The 20,667-nt window shown below is 54.9% G+C and carries 10 protein-coding genes; 8 read left to right on the top strand and 2 right to left on the bottom strand.

Annotated elements, in window-relative coordinates:
• The first annotated feature begins 2 nt into the window (after nucleotides 1–2).
• From ACX3M4_RS26760 to traI, 7 genes are all read left to right on the top strand, one after another.
• On the top strand, nucleotides 3–3,053 hold the full coding sequence (locus ACX3M4_RS26760; protein WP_459355969.1) for a hypothetical protein: 3,051 nt from the start codon (nucleotides 3–5) through the stop codon (nucleotides 3,051–3,053).
• Between the two features lie 138 nt (nucleotides 3,054–3,191).
• Entirely contained in the window at nucleotides 3,192–4,148 is a 957-nt protein-coding gene (locus tag ACX3M4_RS26755) for an ATPase, T2SS/T4P/T4SS family (protein WP_459355968.1), read from the top strand.
• 7 nt (nucleotides 4,149–4,155) lie between these two features.
• On the top strand, nucleotides 4,156–6,000 hold the full coding sequence (locus ACX3M4_RS26750) for a type IV secretory system conjugative DNA transfer family protein (RefSeq protein ID WP_459355967.1): 1,845 nt from the start codon (nucleotides 4,156–4,158) through the stop codon (nucleotides 5,998–6,000).
• Nucleotides 5,997–6,197 (top strand): hypothetical protein, encoded by a 201-nt coding sequence (locus ACX3M4_RS26745; protein WP_459355966.1) that lies wholly within the window; start codon nucleotides 5,997–5,999, stop codon nucleotides 6,195–6,197. Before ACX3M4_RS26750 ends, ACX3M4_RS26745 begins: the two co-directional genes overlap by 4 nt.
• Nucleotides 6,198–6,252: 55 nt before the next feature.
• Nucleotides 6,253–7,464, top strand: a complete 1,212-nt coding sequence (locus ACX3M4_RS26740) for a DUF5710 domain-containing protein (protein ID WP_459355965.1) — start codon at nucleotides 6,253–6,255, stop codon at nucleotides 7,462–7,464.
• Between the two features lie 83 nt (nucleotides 7,465–7,547).
• The gene (locus ACX3M4_RS26735; protein WP_459355964.1) at nucleotides 7,548–7,793 is read left to right on the top strand and encodes a hypothetical protein; all 246 of its coding nucleotides are present in this window, start codon (nucleotides 7,548–7,550) and stop codon (nucleotides 7,791–7,793) included.
• Entirely contained in the window at nucleotides 7,790–8,854 is a 1,065-nt protein-coding gene (gene traI / locus ACX3M4_RS26730) for a TraI/MobA(P) family conjugative relaxase (protein ID WP_459355963.1), read from the top strand. The genes ACX3M4_RS26735 and traI overlap by 4 nt, the downstream gene beginning before the upstream one ends.
• A 79-nt stretch (nucleotides 8,855–8,933) precedes the next feature.
• On the opposite strand, the gene ACX3M4_RS26725 is transcribed toward traI, so the two are convergent.
• Nucleotides 8,934–15,947 carry a putative Ig domain-containing protein gene (locus tag ACX3M4_RS26725; RefSeq protein WP_459355962.1) on the bottom strand — a complete coding sequence of 2,338 codons (7,014 nt, stop codon included), beginning with the start codon at nucleotides 15,945–15,947 and terminating at the stop codon, nucleotides 8,934–8,936.
• Nucleotides 15,947–16,657, bottom strand: coding sequence for a hypothetical protein (locus ACX3M4_RS26720; RefSeq protein WP_459355961.1), 711 nt, complete (start codon nucleotides 16,655–16,657; stop codon nucleotides 15,947–15,949). The genes ACX3M4_RS26725 and ACX3M4_RS26720 overlap by 1 nt, the downstream gene beginning before the upstream one ends.
• Before the next feature lie 1,849 nt (nucleotides 16,658–18,506).
• Between ACX3M4_RS26720 and ACX3M4_RS26715 the strand changes: the two genes are divergently transcribed.
• On the top strand, nucleotides 18,507–20,396 hold the full coding sequence (locus tag ACX3M4_RS26715; RefSeq protein ID WP_459355960.1) for a ParB/RepB/Spo0J family partition protein: 1,890 nt from the start codon (nucleotides 18,507–18,509) through the stop codon (nucleotides 20,394–20,396).
• Nucleotides 20,397–20,667 lie beyond the last annotated feature (271 nt).

Raw genomic sequence — 20,667 nt, 5'->3', positions numbered from 1 at the left:
TCATGGCGTCATCGACCGCACTCACCCACGCGCAGACAGCGCCAGGCCACCAGCCTGTTACGGCTGCCGAAGATGGAAAGGTCCTGATCAAGGAAAACCTCTTCACGGTCTCTCCGGTTCTGGAAACCGAGCTATCCTCCGATACTGCGGTACCGGTCCAGCTTCAGTTCAATTCCCGGCCAAATACGGCGGAAGCAGTCAACGTTGAAGGGATCACCGCCGAGGGCTTCACCCGCAAGGTGAGTGTCAATGGCGAGGAAATCGCACAGGTCGTCGTTACCAGGCTGAAGAAAGACACAGATTTTGTCGATCTGGAGGCCAACGATTTCACCAGCCAGTTCGGTGTTGACAGCAACCGGCTCCTGCCGACCACGGCCATCTCCGTCAATGGGGACGAGGCCGAATTCGTTCAGGCCGTCACCAGGTTATCCGTAACGGACGAACAGACAGAACCGGAAAAGGATCTGGAAGACAAGCAGGACACCGCGGCGGAAGTGTCCAGTGTTGACGAAGCCGGCCCTGGTGGCGGCGAAAACCCTGTCGCCGGCGGTTACGAAACGCCTGAACGGCTTGCCCCTAAAGAAGACGACGAGGAAGAGCGTGAGCCCAACATCACCTTCAACGTCTCGACCGATGGCTGCGAACCGCAGGTTGATTTGGCCAATGGCATCGTTCGCCAAATGGCAAAATCGGAAACGCTTGAAGACGGCGTCGTCACCGAAACGGAGGCCTGTTCGCCGAACGGCATTGTCTGGAACATCCAACGAAACTATTCGGTTTGCGAGGATCTGATCGACCGGTCCAACATGGTGGCCCGTCCCCAATATGTCAGCTACTACAGCGACGAGAAGGGCGCCCGCTATGACCTGGCAGGGTGCCAGCCGGATACCTCCCTTTCTTTTGCAATCTCCGAAGGTTCGCAAACGTGCGCGCCAACCCTCGACTTCGATCGCGAAGTCGTCGAGCTCACCTCGATGCTGGCCTATCGAAACCGGTCAGGGTCCGAGGTGGTGGTTCAGTCCTGCGAAGGGAACGGCGACACCATCGAGATGGAGCGTTCATTTGGCGAGTGCGAGGACCTGGTCGATGTCAACAAGGGTGTTGCCTACCGGCAATTCAAGCTGGTTTATGCCGATGATCGCGGATCCGTCCACACGGTTCGCCAGTGTGCTCCGGCCGAAAGCGACGGCTTTGAGTTCCAGCGTGCCTATGACGACTGCAGTGTAAAGGTCGATCTGGCGGCCGGATATGCTCAGCCGCAATATTCCCTCTTCTATCTCGACCCCAATGGAACGAAGAAGGTTGTCACCCAATGTCAGGCAGATGATCAAAAGCGCTTCCCGATAGAGGAGAATGCGTCATCCTGCACCGATGTCGTGGACCTGACATCCGGATTTGCGGTGCCCCAAAGCCGCCTCGTCTTCGAAGATGGCGACGGCGTTCAGGTCGTTGTGCGGGAGTGCCAGCCATCTGAACAAACGAAATTCCAGATCACGGAACTTGATAGCGGCTGCGACGACCTTGTCGACTTTGCGAACGCTCAAGCTCATCCGCAGTTCACCCTCTCCTACACGAATGCGGCCGGAAAGAAGGAGATCGTGAGTGAATGTACACCCGATGAAACTACCTCCTATCCGCTCAACAAGAGCTATGACGGGTGTGACATTACAGTCGATTTGGTGAATGCGGTCGCAAGGCCGCAGTTCCGCTGGTCCTACCTGGACGCGGCGCTCAAGGAACATCTCGTCTCCAAATGCGCTCCGGATGCGGAAAAGTCCTATCAGGTCGAAGAAAAGCGGAACTGCACGCTCGACTTCGATTTTCTGACCGGCAAGGCCACCGTCAACACGTCCTATGTCTACAAGACGGACGAGAACGTTGAAGTCAGTGTCCGTGAATGTGCTCCGTCAGAAACGATCGACCCGATCCAGATGACGGCGGACACGTCGAACTGTTCCTTGCGTCATGATTTCGGGTCTGGCGTTTCCACGGAAATGGCCATGTGGACATATGAGGATGAGGGGCAGCTCTTCCAGGCCTCGCCATGCATCACCACAGAGACGACCTATACCCATTCCAGGGTGTTCGAGAAAAACGGCATCGATGTCTGCACACCGATCGTGGATCTGGCCAAGGGTCAGGCTGCACGCCAGTTTCGCACGGAAATTACTGTCGCCGGCCGCAGTGAAGTGATTGCGGGTTGCCAGCCCGATGAAAGTGCGATGCTGGGCATCGAGGCAACGACGGACGGCTGTGAAGATGCTGCTTCATTCGATCACGATCTGGCGGCGGGCGTGTCTTATGGCCGGGAACGGTTCTTCTATAACGTTCCAGGACAGGGCCGTGCCTATGTCACCGGCTGCAAGCGCGGAGAACAGACCTTTACCCATTCTGTCAGCCCGAACGGCTGGAAGAATGACGACGGTCGTTTGCGCGCGCAACAGCTCGTTGATGTGGCGATCAACGTGAACGGATCAGTCTACAAGATCGCCACTTCCTGGCTGCAGCCGGGAACGTCCGAAATCGCCTATTCCTTTGTGCGCAACGAAGATCAGCCCGACATGACCAAGGTCCATTATGAGGGCTGCAATCAGAAGATCCCAACCAACCGGACCGCGATCTACCGGCGTCCGGACGGATCGACGGTGAGTGTGGCGAAGGGCAACGGTCCCGTCGCTGATGGTGGTGACTTCTGCCAGCGCGTTCGGGAAACACGGATCAATCCGGGGTGGGGCATCAAAGCGTGGCTCGCAGCCGGACGTGTTTCCTTCCAGTCAGATACGGACAGTCAGTCCCATTCGAGGGGTAAGCACCAGAACGCTTATTGGGTAACGATTAAGGGTGGGAATGCGCGCATAACCTCTATTGCGAACAGCAACGCCGGTATTGTCTGCCACTTCTACTACATCAACCGCGAGGAAGAGCGGTTGAAGATCACAGAGCCGGGAACGAACCGGATTTCTTACACGACATGGTCTGGCGTGAAAGAAGTCCAAGACGGAACGCAACGCGGGTGCGGAGTAACGCAGCCGATTGGTCTCCCGCTGTCTTGATGTTCCGCAATTGAGGAACTGAAAACCGAGGGTGGAGATTACCGCTCCACCCTCCCTTCTACCTTCTCCCTTCTCCCTTCTCCCTTCTCCCTTCTCCCTTCTCCCTTCTCCCTACGTGTTCAACGAGGTTCCGCGACCATGTCCCAGGTTCTTTTGCAAAAAATCCTTGAACCACTGTCCCGGCACTACGCCGCGTCCGATGTCGTCGAGGTCCGGACCAAGGCTCCCGGCAAGCTGATCGTGGAACGCCGAGATCTGCAAAACCGTATTGTGGAAGTTGATGAACCGGATTTGACCCTGCACAGGGTCAAGACCATCTGCCGGGCATTGGCGAACATGAAGGGCCTGGAATTCGACGCGAGCTACAAGCCGCAGCTTTCCACGACCCTGCCTGGCGGCCACCGCTTCGAATGCCTTGTCGGCAACTCGGTCGTCTCAGGCCTGTCGCTGGCGATCCGCTGCAAACACCCCCACAATATCACGCTGGAAGAAATGGGATTGTCGGCCGTCATGATCGACTATCTAAAAATTGCCCTTGCCGAGCAGCGCAACATTGCAATCTCCGGATCCACCAATACCGGCAAGACCACGCTCCTCAACAACCTGCTTTCCTATCTGCCCGACAGCCGGCGGGTCGTCAGCGCCGAAGATACGCCAGAGCTCGAGGTCAGCCGCTTCTATAATGGCGTCTCGCTGCTGGCGGCCCGCGATACGACGCAGGGCGCAGGCCTCAGGACCTGGCAGCAGCTCTATGACCACAAGATGCGTATCTCGCCGGACAATATCCTCTTCGGGGAAATCTCGACACAAAACGCCTTTGCCGCCCTCAACGTCCTGAACACCGGAGCGCGCGGCTGGATGTGCACCGTGCATGCCGAAAGTGCCGAACTGGTTCCATCAAGGTTCCAGGAGAACATCAATGCGGCCGGACAGACCCTGAGCGACGCGGAAGGCTTCATGCGCCGGCTGGTGGATCTGGTGATCCACATCAAGCGGGATCCACGTGGGCAACGCTTCATCTCGGATATCTATGAGATGAAGACCGGCCGATACGTGCTGCGTGACCGGCAACCGGTCTGCGACCAAGCCGCGTGAGGATGACATGCATCTGATGCGCTTCTTTGCGGTTCTGGCCAGTTCTGCTCTTGCGGGCGTGACGCTGATCGGCTGGCATTATTATCTCGATTTCAATCCCCTGCAGGCCGACTGGTGGAACTGGCTGAAGGCCTTCTGGCTTGAGACCGGCAGCTTCCCGCCGGAAATCTTGCATCCGGCCTATGGCGGCTTGTCTGCCTTTGTCGCGCTCATGTTTGTCGGCGCTGCTGTCTCTTCTGGCGCCAGGTCCGAGACGATCTTTGGTGGCCGGAAACAGAAGGACATCCATGGCACCGCCCGTTGGGCCGATATCCGGGACGTCAAGGACAGCGGCCTTCTTTCCGAGAAAGGCGTTGTCGTCGGCGGCTGGCCGACCCGCACCGGTACAAAGATGCTGCGCCACGATGGTCCAGAGCATGTCCTGGCTTTTGCCCCGACCCGTTCCGGCAAGGGGGTCGGCCTGGTGCTGCCCACCTTGCTCTCCTGGGAAGAGTCGGCGCTTGTGCTCGACATCAAGGGCGAAAACTTTGCGCTCACCGCCGGCTGGCGGGCCTCGCATAGCCATAGGATCTACCGCTTCGATCCGGCCGCGGATCGCGGCTCAGTCAAATACAATCCACTCGCGGAAGTGCGGGTCGGTACCGATCACGAGATCGCCGACTGTCAGAACATTGCAATCATGATCATTGATCCGGACGGCACTGGCCTGAAAGACTTCTGGATGCAGGAAGGTTATGGCTGGCTCTGCACCGCGATCCTGCATGTTCTCTACCTGATCAAAAAGTCAGAAAACCGCACCGCGACGCTCGCCGATGTGCGTGCCTTCATGTCGATCGGCGACGACGAGGATTCGAAATCTGCGGGAGAAAAGGCCCTCGCCGCCGCCGCGAAATCTGCCTTCGAAGACAAGGAAGACGACAGCTTCGACCGGCTGTTGCAGGACATGGAGCGCTATGAGCACGGGCGGGACGTCGTCAACGACGAGGTACGTCTTGGTGCGGCCCGCATGCGCAAGCGATCTTCCAACGAGCGCTCCGGCGTTCACTCGACCGGCACGTCGCAGCTTGCGCTCTACAGCGATCCGATTGTGGCGCGCAACATATCGGAATCCGATTTCCGCATCACTGAACTGATGAATGGCGAGAAGCCGGCAACCCTCTATATCGTCATCCCTCCATCCGACATCGCCCGATTGCGGCCACTGGTGCGGATCCTGCTCAACCAGTTTCTGACCCGCCTTACCTCTCACATGGCGTTCGAGGGCGGCCGGTCGGTGAAGCATTACAAACACCGCATGCTCTTGATGCTCGACGAGTTCACCTCCGTTGGCAAACTGGAGATCTTTGAGAAGGCGATCGCCTTCATGGCGGGCTACGGGCTGAAGGCCTTTGTCATCGTCCAAGACCTGACGCAGCTGCAGAAGGCCTATGGCCGGGAACAGTCGATTGTCTCCAATTGCCACGTTCGGATCGCCTATGCGCCGAACACCATGGAGACGGCCAGGGTTCTGTCCGACATGGCGGGCAAGACCACGCTGGTTCAGAGGAAGACTTCCGCCAGCCGCACGACTGGCCGGGTAGGCACCAACTATTCTGAAACCTTGAGCGAAGTCGCGCGCCCGCTGCTGACGCCGGACGAGTGCATGTCGCTGCCGGGGATCCAGACAGGCACCGGCGGCAAGGTCACCCGGGCCGGCGACATGCTGATCTTTGTCGCCGGGCGCCCCGCCATCTATGGCCGCCAGGTTCTCTATTTCCAGAACGAGGAAATGCAGTCCCGGGCCAGGATCCCGATCGCTTGCCCTACGTCTATTCCCTCTCTCCCCCCTATCAATGGAAAGGCAGCGCCATGAAGATCAGTGAAGTCATCGCAACCCTCATGAAGATCCACGAGGAGTTCGGCGACCTGGAGATAACGGGCGGAACACTCTCCAGCGAAGTGCCGCTGCAGAGGATCTCCGTCACGGACGCATCCGGGCGCGAAATCTGGCCAAAGGCGCCACTCCATTTGACCGGCCGGTTCGACGTCGATGGCGTCTACCTCGACTGATTGTCCGCCTTTTTCCGTCCAATCCCTGCTTTCCTTCAATCGGAGTTTCGCCGACATGGCCGACACCAAACCCATCGAAAAGATCTATCTCTCCGTTCCCTACGACCAGCGCGAAACAGCCAAGGCGGCCGGAGCACTCTGGGACAAAAAACAGAAAGCCTGGTTCGCCAAGGGAGCGGATGTTCCGGACGGATTGAAGGATTTTCTGCCGTCGAACCCGCCGGAGCGCCCTCTCGAGGATCCAAGAACCGCGTTTGGGCAATTCCTGCGCGACAATGGCGCCGACCTGCAGGTCTCACCGGAAATGGATGGCAAGTGGCACCGTGTTGCACTTGCCGGCGACGGCAAGGTAACCAACGCCAGCTACCGGGGCTTTCTGGACGGTGTCCCGAACGGCCAGTTCAAGAACTTCAAGGGAGGTGAGGAACCTTTGCAGTGGACCGGCAGAGGCGACGCCCTCTCTTTGGAAGAGAAGCAACGGTTGTTGGCCGAGGCGGCGCAGAACCGCGAAATCCGGGAGCGCGAGCGGGCAAAGGATCAGGAGATCGCTGCCAAACGTGCCTTCGGCATCTGGACGAATCTGAAGACCTGGGCGACCCCGGCAAACTGTCCTTATCTCGCCAGGAAAAATGTCCGCGGCTACGGCGTGAAGCTTTCTGAGGATGGCCGCATGGTCATTCCACTTCGCGACGATACCGGCCGGATCTGGTCCCTGCAGTTTGTCGGTGATGAAAAAACCTATCTGAAACATGGCCGCAAGGACGGGCTCTATCACACCATCGATCCGAACAAGGATCTGGAGAGCACCCCCGAGAAAGGCGACAGACTGACGGTCATCGTCGGTGAAGGCTATGCCACCGGTGCCGATGTCCATAACGCCACGAACTTGCCGACCTTCGTTGCCTTTGACGGCGACAACCTGGTTGCGACCGCAAAGGCGGTTCGCGAGCGATATCCCACTTCCAACATCCTGATCGCCGCCGATGACGATCATCATCTGCCCCAAAGAACACCGCCCCTTCCGAACAAGGGTTTGAAGTGTGCCTGGGCTGCGGCCGAGGCTGTTGGCGGCAAGGTTCTGGCTCCAAGCTTCACGCCTGCAGAAAAGGATCGCGGGGCGACCGACTGGAACGATCTGAAACAACACCGGGGGGAGAAGGGTCTTCTGACAGCACTGCGGGAATCCTTCGCGCAGATGCAGCGCGAGCATGTCCGCAGCGTGGGTAAGGACAAGGGCTTGGAGCGGCAGTTGGAGATGTCCCGTTGAAACGGCCGAAGCGTGTCCAGTTGATCACATACCTGGATCCGGACATTCACCAACGGATCGTGTCCCATGCGAAAAGAACAAACATGTCCGTTTCAAAGGTGGCGGAACGCATTCTCCAGTCCGGCAAATATCCGGATCGATCTCTGGAACAGTCAATTCTGAGGCTATTGCAGGTGAATGCCGACCAGGCCCGTCTCGGCAATTTGCTCTTGAAAGGCATGAACGAAGCTGCCGACGGTCATCTGGTCCGGCAAATGCAATCGCTGTTGAGAGAGGTCCGGCAAACGCAAGTCGAGATCAAGGCCCGCATTACGGATCTGAAGCCGTGATTGCGAAGAAGACGTCTATCAAGCGGGCGCGCGGCGCGACCGCCCTCGCGAAATACATCGCCAGTGCGAAGGAAAAGGGAGAAAAGCTGGATCAGTTCTGGCTTTCCAACTGCAACGCCGGCGAAGGTTTGGAGGACCTGGACACTGCAATCGCGGAGATCCGCGCAACGCAAGCGCTCAACCAGCGCAGCAAGGCCGATCCGAACTATCACCTGGTTGTTTCGTTCGCAGAGGGAGAAAAGCCGGACCTCGATGTTTTGAAAGATATCGAGCTGGAATTCGCGAAAGCCCTCGGCCTGGAAGCTCATCAGCGTGTTGTGGGCACCCACATCAACACAGAGAACTTCCACATGCACATCCAGTTCAACCTGGTCCACCCGGAAACGTTCCGGATGCATGCGCCTTTCCGTGACTTCCAGATCCTTCAGTCCACTGCCGCAATGCTGGAAAAGAAGCACGGCCTGCAGGTGGTTCAGGGCCGCGGCCAGGACAACGAGCGCCTGAACCAGAAAGCCCGGGACAAGGAAGCCAGTTCCTGGGAGCAGTCCTTCTCGGGATACCTCAAAGAGCACAAGGACGCCCTTCTGCAGATCCATCGTCGTGCCGGCTCCTGGGATGAATTACATGATGGCTTCGCGCTCTACGGGGTAGAGCTTCGGAAACGCGGGAACGGCTTTGTCTTTCGGGACATCGCGACCGGCACGATGGAAAAGGCCAGCATGGTTGACCGCGACCTCTCGCGAAAAAAGCTGGAAGACAAATTCGGCCCGTTCGAGCCGAACAATAAATCGGACACGCGCCAGACCAAGGACAGGTACCGGCGCCGGCCACTCGATCCGCGTTTGGAACGGCATCCTGCCTGGAAGCGAATGACAACCGGTCAGCCGGGCAGGCAGTTGTCCTGGAGGCGTTTTCTGGAGCAACAGGCCGGTGTCGACGCTGAAGCGCGCGAGGCGCTCGAGCTTCAGAAATCCTACCTGCGGATTATTTCGGGACAGGATCCGAAAAAGATCCGCACCCGCCAGATCCGCCCTCGAAAGTCCAAGGCAATCTTACGTTGATAGCGGTTGGGCTTGATTGGCGGCATTAACATCGAGTGACCGAGTGGAGAGTTGAACCCTCTCCACTCGGGTTTTGCCTTTAGAAGATAAAATCGCCGTGCTCGAGCTTGGCTGTAAAATTCTCGAGCTTCATGTTGAAGGGCGAGTTGAGGACCTCGATATAGGTGTCCCCGCCATAGCTATAGATACTCAGATCGTCGTAGCTGAGACCGAGAGCCGAGATGTCGATCCTGTCGTGGCCGAGGTCGAAGTCGGCGATGACATCTGTTCCCGATCCGGCGCTGTCGCTTGCGTCGTTGAAGACAAAGACATCGCTATCTTCCAACGCGGTCCGCGACCAGATGTTACCGTCGGCATCCGTCACCACCAGGTCGGTCTTGCCGTCCCCGTCCCTGTCGGCAAAACCGAACGAAAGGTCGCCGCCGAGTATCACATCTGCGAGGTTGCCGCTCTCTGTCCAGTCGACCAGTTGCGGGCTGTTACCGCCGGATATCAGCACCGTGTCGCTAACACGTCCGCCCTCGTCCCGGATCGCCGTAAGTGCATAGAGCGTCGTCGCAATGTCCACGCTGGTGTCGCTGGTATAAGCCACCGCCCCGTTGCGTAGGTACTGGATTGTGCCATCGGCAAGACGCTCGACCGACAGCGTGTCCCCGGTCACATAGGTCCCGACGTGGGTAACGAACTGGCCGTTTTCCCAAATCTGCAGTTGCGTGTCGTTCGGAAGGAGGAAGGCGAAGTCGATGCTCGCGTCCGACTGGCTGCCTTCGGCGGAAAGGCCGATGGAGAATGTCGCCCCGACCTGGGCGACCATCGTTTCCATGGAACCGGCGCCGGTGAAACCGGTCGTCGAAGCGGCAACTGCGTTTGTCCAATCCTCACCGCCAGCGATCTTCTCGATGGCATTGTTGGTCGAGACGCTGCCATAGACGGAAATGTTTTCGACATGGTTCGCGTTCGAGAACCCGCCGCCCTCGTAACCGAGTTGCGTCCAGATCTCTCCGGACTGCGACACATGGACGATGTCATCGACACCGTCGTTGTCGAGATCAACCAGCGTCGAGACGATGCCGCCCGCCTCGGCAAGTTTGACCACCGGCCCTGTCGTCTCCCAGGTCACCATGACAGGAGCGGCGGCACCGGCCGTTAGGCTTGTGCTCTCGAAGCGGCTGCCGTTGGTATAGAACGAGCCATCCGCGCTCAGGGACGTTTCCACCGGCACGGTCGTGCCACTGGTATAGACGACAGTCCCATTGCGCAGGTACTGCATGGTACCGTCCGACAACCTTTCCAGTGTCAACACGTCGCCGACGAAATATTCGTCTAGCGTCGCCCGATGCTGTCCGTCCTCGATGATTTGCAGATATCCGTCTGCGGCCAGATAGAAGGCAAAATCGATGCTATCGCCACTCACTTCCGCCGGGTCTGCCGACAAGCCGATCGCCGCGTAGCGGTCAGTGTGGGCGACGATGGTCGACAGCGATCCGGCACCAGTAAAGCTTTCCTGCGAATAGACGCCGGCATTGTACCCGTTCCAGGCCCCTGCCGCAGTGTCCCGCTTTTCAACGGTATTGAAGCGAATATCGCTGGCAGATGCAGCCACCTGTGCCGGCAGACTGTAACCTCCCGGAACCGCCGCAAACACATGCGCGTCGCCATTGACGAAGTTCGAACCGCCGGTAAGCCTGTCACCTCCAATGCCGCCGACAAGAATATCGTCGCCAGCGCCGCCGGAAATGACATCGTTACCTCCGAGACCGAAGATCGTATTGCTGGCGGCCGTTCCGGCGAGCGTATCGTCGCCCCCGGTCCCGGTAACTTCATGCGCCTTTTGCTCAAGGGTCGCAAAGTCCCAGATGGTGCCGTTGGCAAATCTAACCTGATCGATGCGCGAGCCGATATTTTCCGGCCCGAGTTGGTTCGTCAGCGTGATGACCTCACCCGTCGACGAGACGGTGACGGTTATATGGCTGTCCCAATCAGGATGGATACCGATGGCAACGTCCTCCGGCTGTACATCGACCAGATAGAGTTCATCCGTATCGCCGTCATCCGCCAAGACACCAAAGGTGTCATTGCCGTCTCCTGTGCGCCACAGGAAGGTATCGCTCCCGCGCGCACTGTTGATGTCGTCATCGCCTTTGCGCCCATCGATCACGTCGTCGGCGTCGCTCAGCCACAGCTGATCCACGTCGTCGGTGCCGGTCCAGGTGGCGACCGGGATGGACTGTCCCGAGCCGACCGTCAGGTCGAATATGTCTTCCGCAGTCGCCACTCCATCGAACGCGACAACCTTCAGCGACAGAGTTCCGGCCGTTCCCTGAGGTGGTGTACCGGAGAAAGTCCGCGTTGCTGCGTCGAAGCTGAGCCAGGCTGGCAGCGTCGAGCCATCGGAGAGCGTTGCGCTGTAACTCAGCGCATCGCCGTCAATATCGGAGAATGCATCCACAGGAACCGTGAAGCTCCAGGCCGTACCTTCCGTGCCCGCCTGATCCGCAATCTCACTGGCAACGACAGGCGCCGAGTTTTCGGCATCGGCCACCACAGCGAGTGTGCCGCTGAGCTGCCAGGATACGAGCGCTGGATCGCTACCGTTCGACGACATAACCGTATTGGCAATACGGCTGCCTTCTTCGAACAAGGACAGGTGAGCAAAAAGCTTGATGGCCGGGTCGACGCTGGCGGAGCTCGTGTAGAAGACCGTTTCGTTCTTCAGATATTGCAGCGTACCGTCAGACAAGCGCTCGATCGTAAAGCGATCACCGTCTTCATAAGCGCCAAACGTGGCCACAAATGTGCCGTTCTCGCGGATCCGAACCTCGTCACCACCGCTTAGCCAAATGTAATAGTCGATCGAGCTGTCGTGGTGACTGCCCTCGACCGAGACACCAATATCGACGTTCTTGGTTGCATCCACGATGGTCGACTGGACAAAACCAGCGCCTGTAAATCCTTCCACAGAGGCTGCAATCCCGTTGAACCAGTCTGCGCCGCCCGAAACCTTCACTATTGTATTGCCCGATCCGGGCGCGACCGGCGGAGCCACTTCGGCCATGTTGCCGGTGAGCTGCCAGTTGACGAGTTGAGGTGTGCTGCCACCCGAAGAGATCAGCGTCTCGCCGACGCGGGTACCTTCCTCGAACAGCGAGACATCCACATGCAGGGCTACATTCGGATCGCTTTGGGCGCTACTGGTGTAGAGCAGTCCACCATTCTTCAGATAGCGGACCGTCCCATCCTCAAGCCGTTCGACGACAAAGACATCACCAGCGACATAGGTTCCGGCATCCGTGACATATTCGTTGTTCTCGCGGATTTCTACGGTACCGTCGCCCTTGAGCCAGATGTAGTAGTCGATCGTGCCGTCGAGTTGGCTTCCGTCCGCCGACAGGCCGATATCCAGCGACTTGTTGTCCTGGACGGCCGTCGACTGGATGTAACCGGCACCTGTGAACCCTTGCACGGAAGCCGCGTGCCCGGTTCCCCAACTGTCACCGCCAGCCACTTTCTCGATGGTATTCCAGGTTCCGGCGCTTTCCGGTGCGATCACCAGATCGAAGACATCGGCCACCGAAGTCTCACCGTCAGAGGCAACAACCCTCAGAGACAAGATGCCGTGGAAATCCTGCGGCGGTGTGCCGGAGAAGGTGCGCGTCGCCGCATCGAAGCTGAGCCATGCCGGCAGGGACGAGCCATCGGCGAGCGTCGTGCTGAAGTCGAGCGTGTCCCCGTCAACATCGGAGAAAGCATCTACAGGAACGGTAAAGCTCCAAGCAGAGTTCTCACTTGCTTCTTGGTCTGCGACGACATTCGTGACAATCGGCGCGTCGTTGACGGGGTCAATGACCAAGTCGAAAATGTCTTCTGCCGAAGCAATGCCGTCGGAGGCAATGACTTTCAGGGAAAGGGTGCCGTTGAAATCCTGTGGCGGCGTGCCGGAGAAGGTGCGGGTGCCCGCATCAAAGCTTAGCCACGACGGGAGAGCTGAGTGGTCCGCCAAAACAGCGCTAAAGGTCAGTGTGTCCCCATTCGCGTCGCTGAACGCATCGGAAGGAACCGTGAAGCTCCAGGACGCATCTTCAATGCCCACCTGATCTGCAATCGCGTTTGCAACTACAGGAGATTGATTGGTCGAGACAAAGGCATCAGCCGCTGCTTCTATTTCTGCACGATCCCAATAGTCCCGGCCGCCGGTAGCATCGTTTCCGGTGAAGTTCACATATTCAATGCCTTCAACGGTTGTTGAGAATTGGTTTTCGATGAGTACTGTTTCGCCACTCGCCAAAATCGTGATGAGCAGATCCGCGCCACCAGTTCCCGCCTTCTGAAAACTAACATCATTAGTCGACAGGTTTAGAAGTACCAGGCCATCTTCTTCATTCGCCGGACCTTCTTCCCGGATCGTGTCGTGTCCAGAGCCAACCATAAATTGGTAGGTGTCGTTGCCGGTCCCGCCGATAAGGAGATCATTCCCCGCTTGAGCCAGGGCGGAACCTATCTGAGCATCGCCGTTGAGAACGTCATCTCCCGAACCTCCGACAATCGTGTCGTCGCCTGCGCCGCCGAATAATTGATCATTGCCGTCACCACCGTTGATGTCATCGGTGCCTGACCCGCCATCAATGAAATCATCGCCTGCATCGCCATTCAGCGTATCGTTTCCGCTGTCGCCGGAAATCGTGTCGTCGCCCCCTTCACCGGAGATCGCGTCGTCGCCTGTTCCGCCCGACAAAAAGTCGGCTTGCAGAGAACCTAGGACAATATCGTTTCCACCGTTCCCAGCGTAGTCCACACCCTCACCAGGTGTTCCCGAGTTCGAGAAATCCTCGTTGTCGCCCTGCTCGGAACCTTGAGCCGGTAATTCCAGGAAAATACCAAAATCACCGTTCTCAAAATTTTCGATGACGAAACGGGCGTGAAATCCAATCAGAGCCCCTTCATCGGTAGGATACCTTGCATGAAACTTCTCGCCAAAATTATTGTAGGTCGAGAACCCATACAAATTTCCATCTTCGAAATAGACAAAGCCGTCAGAATTGCCTGCCAGTCCGCCGGAGCCATTGAGCAGATGAATACTCTGGCTTCCTCTGGCCCTTTCGTAAGTTCCGTTTGAGAATTCGTCGACGACATCGACAATCGCATAGCTGCCTAAGTCCGGAACGTATCCCCAGCGAGACGTGTCAACAAAGATCTGACCATCGCCTGAGCTGTCCGAAATGACATCAATGGCCGTATAGGAACCAATATCGATACCTTTAGTGAAGTATTGGCTATTCTGGTAGTCTTCGAAAATGACAACATCAAAGAACCCAGAGAATGAACCTGAGTAGCTGTCATATTGAGCAGTTTGTTCAAGCGCTGCATCTACGCTCTCATTGATGCCAATGAGGTAGATATCATCGCCAGCACCACCCTCGAGGCGGTCACTTACATTGTCGTCAAAAAACGCCCGATCCTCCCACACCTCCCGTTCGAGTAGTGCCAAATCTTCAAGGTTGTTGATTGCGGAGGAGCCATCGAGAGTGTCATTACCCTGACCTCCAAGAAGGATGTCTTTGCCCTTTCCTCCAAACAGGAGATCGTCACCATCGCCAGCGAGCACTAAATCGTCGCCCTCACCGACCAGAACAACATCACTCACAGCCCCGACTGCTCCAAAGGCTCCTGTGAAGATGAAATCGTCTTGCTTAGACCCAACAATCGAGTCCGAGTTTGCGGTGCCAAAAAACGCCGTTAGGACGTCACTTTCTTGGAGTTCCCAAGAGCCTCCGAAACCTGTTCCAAATAAAAACTTATCGATGTTTCCGCCAAACTCATCACCACACCAATCTGCCAAATAAGGTTCAATAGACACTCCCAGCCAATCCTGAAGGACAGCCAAAAAGGAGTCTCCATCAAAATTCTCAACATTTGGAATTCCGCCAGCTGCGCTCAACACATCTGTCGTAAAATTATAAGCAAGCAGATTTAATTCTTCATCGTAGCTAACCAAATTGTACGAAGATAAATCATCAATTTTATTAAGCGCAAGTGCGACAGAATATTGCGTTATTGTGTTCGCAAGCTGCCGGAGTAGCGCAGCTTGGAGGTCTCCAGTAGCTGGCTGTGGGTTATAACCGAAAGTCGAGATTTCTGCTGCAAAGGCCTCACCGAAATCGTTTCCATCGTCGTACCAGGACGCTAATGCTGCGTTCCCCGATATCGTCGCTCCTTGTTGCGTCGCAGAATACGCCAACTTAGACATCATAACAGAATTTGGATCTGATTGGTCGGTTGCTTCTATTTCCAATGCAGACGAATTTGCCGAGTCAAATAAGCTTTCAAAGATGTATTTTTCCACTGCAACCCAGTTACGATGACTAACCTGCGATGCGCTTTCCGCAAATTGTCGAATCGCTAGTAGCGACATGCTGTGCCGTGTCACCGCGCCAAGTTCAACGCTGTCTGACAGTGAAAGCTGATCTACCGGCGTTTCTTGAAAGATACGGATCGTTTCGAGTAACTCGCCTTCTATTGCGACACCCGAAATCTTACTGGTATCGATTGGTAAAGGAGACTCGCCACCATAAACCAAATTTCGTAGCTGCTGAACCTGTTCATAATTTTCAGAACCTAGAGGTGGAGTGCTGTCGGCATGTAGGTAGAGACTTTGAGCAGCAGCCTCGAAAGGTTCGTTGTCAAATATTACTGCCTTTTCACCAAATATTGCCCCGATAAAGCCAGCAAGTCCACCACCAAGTGAATGACCTGTTAACGTAATATTGGCGTGCGGATAAAGATCAACTACACTGTTATAGAAATCAATAGCTGATTTGATTTGTGAGGCACTGAAAACTCCAGCGCCAAATAGCCAGCCATGCACCATATCGTCAAGCAATTGGCCGCCACCAGCGAAATCCGTCCCTCTAAATGAAATAACTATCTCACCGCCTACATCGTAAACAGACGCGTCGAAACCAACGTCAATGGATTCCGTTGGAACGGGAACTTCAACTTTGTTATAAACTATCGGCAAACCTTTAATGTCTGGGCGGTCGCCGCGAGAGTAACTATCCATTGCCATAATGGCGTAATCAAGAACTGTGTTCGTCATCATTCTTTCCTTGAAAAATAGCCATACTTTAGTGTTTCAGACAGATTTGGGTTCGCTGATCCCAAAAAATTTGGCGACAATCTCTTTTCTCTGTCTGTTGATAGCCAAGGTAGGTGGGCTTTTATATTATAAGTTACTGGTTCAGACGTAATATTGATCTTTGCATCAACAAATCGAACGTGTTCCTTGTAATGCGTCGGTAATTGGTTTGGGAAGATTCTTTCTACAGAAGTTGGATCATTCTCATCTCTGAAACGGACCATTAGTGGTAAAGAATGTTCGGGTACATCACATTGCCCTGAAACTTGCCCAATCATTCGAACATATTCATTCCAGTTCCTATCGCCCCGCTGTTCTTTCAGTTTACATGCAGACGAAACGAGAAAGTCGAATCTACCCTTAGTAGCAAAGGTATACGTGCCGTCTGGAGTCGGACTTGTCATCAAGACATACACCGCCCCATAGCCTGGCAGATTTACCCGGACGGCCTCACCGAACGTCCACCATTCAGCCCTTACTTGACCTAAACCGTAAACGCGTTCCACGACCAGTTTTTGTACGGCGCCACCAGTTATTGGAACACCGTCAACTTCGAATGTGACATCTAGTCGATAGTGAATAACGGAATGTGGGAAATAGTGCTTCCAAGCCACAAATAACCCAATGAAGCTAACAACAAGGGTTATAGAAAATTTTACAGGGATTTTCACCGGACGATTCCTCTGACATCTCCAAGGAGTAATCGGGAGAGTTTTCTCGCCATATTTTTTCACTACTAGCTCACGTGGTTAGCAAGCCAAACGAACTGGGTAAGCGAGCCTGGTTGCAACATTTTTGGAGCGGTTGTTTGTTAGCGAGAGTACAGTCGAGTTCGAAGGGTTTATGAGATCACTGGGCAAAAAGCAAATAGTACTAAGAGCATAAAAGTATTTGAAATCAGCTTCTTGAACACATTCTTTGCATGCATCTGATGGAGCCCATACGCAACGAGAAATTCGCACTTGCCGCTACTGAGTTGTAAGTGCCTCAAATTACATGTCTAACGAATTTTTACAAGAGCATATTGGTATGCCCACAACCTTGATTATAGATCTTAGATATCAATCTAGGTAAGTCATCCGAAAAATTCAGAACGCTGTTGATCTACCGATTCTAAGGTTTTTGGCAGCTTGGGCAACAGATGTTCCGGTTGACCTGCTCCCCCGATTGTCCGCGTTTATAAGTTAGCTCTGTTCACTTTGTTAGCCTGTGTTATTTTGATGTGTCATTCATGAGCTTCTCGAGATGAAGGTATATGTCCGAAAAAGAGTTCACGGTTATCAAGACCAACTCATCTTTGCGATAGGCGCGGGAATTACTTGTGTCGTTGTGAAATTTTATTAATATAATCAATTTGTTGATATTTAAATTGTAAAAAATTCGCGCATTACAATTTCGTTCTACGTAGTCTAAAAAACCACCTCTCCTGAAGTGAATATAGTTTGGACCTTCTAGAAATTTTTGGCGCTTATTGCCGTCCATGAATCCGCAGAAACCCGGATATTTTTTCTCGAGATCGTACGAAACTCTCGTCAGATTTAGAAAACTGTTATTTATTTTGTAACTTAAGAATTGTGCTTTGTTCTTATTATATTCATCGAATATTACCTCACTGAGATGTTGGGGATTACTTAAAATTCTCGAGATAATTGAGCTATCTATTCGTATATGATTTTTTGTGTCTTCTTGAGAGAGTGCACCGCCTGCAAACGATAAAAGAAATGTAGCTGTGAGAGTTATGCGGTAATTTCTGATTCTTTTTAACAGGTTCATGATAGACACACTATCCACCAAGTATTTCCCTTTTCGTAGAGCGCTCGATAGCGTTTAGATTTTAAAATTATCAGACTGTTTACTTCTCATTTGCCCCCCAAAAAACAATCGCAGCTTTTTTCGTTAATTCGCAACTGCGTTGCATCACAACTGATCAGCGGCAAGATGACGCTATTTTTTTGTTTAGTGCAACTCTTGATATCAAATAGACGCGATTTGCAAACGCCAATTAAACAATTTAGAGCTGAAAACGCTCGGCGGTTCCTACCAATTAGTTCTCGCCGTGAGGTGGAAAGAAAAACAACGTAGAGATTTAAACATCTTCTTCGTTTCACGTTTCCAATTCTGTAGATTTTCAAAGTTTATTTTTTTGTGATTAAATTGGCTTAAAATTCAGACAATCATGTATTGTTTTTATATTTACAGATATTTTACACTGATTCTTCTGGCGAACTGAGTTACACCTGTCAGACACGACCTTCGATGACTTTTGCTCGGGCGAAATTTTCTCGTAGCAGCGACCAAGAGGTCCTGTAATTTTGTTTTGCGGGGCTCCGCCCCCGTCCGGTCAAGGATGAACCGCTGCGCGGCCGGAAAAGCGGCTTCCCCATGCTCCGCGGCGTCGCCTTGTGCGCACGGGGATACCCCTCCCCTATTCCGGTCCCTGACCGTCCTCCCCCGTTTCCGGCGACGCGGAAAATGAAACGAGCCACATCGGTGAAGTTTCGGGAAACAGGAGCACACCCAATGACCAAGACCAAAGCCACCACCAACGAAATCAAAGTCGCTTTCAAAAAGCTGTCGCTCGACCCAAAGAACGTGCGCAAGAAAACCGATCAGAACGGCATCCAATCCCTGGCCGCCAGCATCGCGGTCAATGGCGTGTTGCAGAACCTGATTGTCCGCCCGGATGTGAAACGGGGCCACTATCTGGTGACCAGTGGAGGCCGTCGGTACCGCGCCGTCGAACACCTGATCAAGGAAGGCCTGTTGACGACTGACTATGAACTTTCCTGTCAGGTCAGAACCGAGGAAGAGGCAACCGAACTTAGCCTTGCAGAGAATGTCATGCGCGAAGCCATGGACCCGGCAGACCAATTCCGGGCCTTCAAGGCTCTTGCCGATGAGGACACGACGGTAGAAGACATCGCAAAACGCTTTGGTACCACCGAACTGATTGTCACCAAGCGCCTGAAACTCGCCCGTGTCTCTCCAGTCCTCTTTGAGCTCTTCGAAAAAGGTGAAATGGAGCTGTCCCAGCTTCAGGCGTTCACCGTCAGCGACGATCACGAGGCACAGGAACGGGTCTGGAACTCCCTGCCGCGGCATTACCGCAACGGTTATGACATTCGCCGGGCCTTGACCGATGGCAAGATCCCGGCATCAGACAAGAGGATCCAATTCATCGGTGGTCTGGACACCGTCCGCAACGCAGGCGGCACCGTAATCTGCGATCTCTTTTCGGATCGTGACGGCGGCTATGTCGAAGACGTTGCCCTGGTCGAAAAGCTGGTATCTGAAAAAATCGAAACGGCAATTCAGGAAATCGCCGCAGAGGGCTGGAAATGGGTCAGGTATCAGGCTGAACTTGATTACACGGCTATACAGGCATTTGGCCGGGAGTATCCGAAACAGCCGCAGTTTTCCGCTGAAGATCAGACAGAGCTTGAGCGACTGCAGCCAGAAAGCGACGATGCGGCCGCTTGCTACAACGAAACAGGCAACGAGGAAGACCGGGTGGCCTTCGAGGCTGCTGACGAGGCGATTGAGAACCTGCAGGCAAAATACGTGGCTGAGTTTTCCGGTGACCAGAAAGCGACTTGCGGCACCATCATTTCAATTGGTTATCACGGTGACCTGCGCATCGAGCGCGGACTTATCGACCCGGCAGATGCAAAGGTCGATGACGCGGCTGGTAACACCGATGAAGAGAAAGCCTCGGAAGCCGCGTCCCATTCCAAGGCATTGATTGCCGAGTTGACTGCCCGCAAGACCGCCGTGCTGCGCATGGATCTGGCAAAGAACCCTGATGTTGCACTCGCCGTTGCAGTTCATTCCATGGCGATCAAGATGCTCTATAACCACAGCGCGGCGCGTGACAACGGTGCGGTTGAAATCAGCCTCGACAGCGCGTGCCTGGAAAGCCAGATCAAGGACGCCGGACAGTGCGATGTCCTGAACGCGATTGAGCGCCAGCGTGAAAGCTGGAAATCTGTGCTGCCGCTTGATCCGGCCGAGCTCTGGAACTGGTGCTTGGAAGTGTCGCAAAAGACCCTGTTGGAGTTGCAGGCCTTCTGTGTCGCACAGACGATCAATGCCATCAAATATGGCGAGGGCTACAACAAAACCGGGGTTGACCACGGTGACCGGATCGGATTGGCCCTTGGCACGGATATTGCCGAGCATTTTCAACCGACGGCCAAAAACTACTTCTCCCGCGTGAAGCTCGACCTAATTCACGAGAGCCTTGCTGAGGCTTGCGGAGAAGAAGCCGCGGCCCCCGTTCGCAAGATGAAGAAGAAGGAAGCGGCGGCCTACGCCTCCGACAAGGTGGCGGGGACGGGCTGGGTGCCGAGCCTGATGACATTCTCTGACGGCGCTCCTGTGTCAGAGGAAGTCATCGACGAGGCGGCGTAACGCTGTCCAATGCGTCCAGCCCTTTGATTGTGCTCACAGGGCTGGTCGTTTCTATCAAGAATTAGTCCCGTGAATTTTGTTCGTAGTTTTTTTGGAGAATAGACCGGACCTGACGGTCGGGCTGACTTTCGATGCAGGGGCGTTGCCCCGGCGCAGAGCGGTCCAGTTCCTCCAAAAAACAGGATCGAGCCGGTAAACCGTCCCAATCGCGTTCCTTTCCCGGACCTGACCCGCTCCGCTGACGAATAATGTCCGGCGATCCGCCGGTCAC

It is taken from the genome of Roseibium sp. M-1, from assembly GCF_054515675.1.
This window is presented reverse-complemented; position numbering and strand designations above follow the sequence as displayed.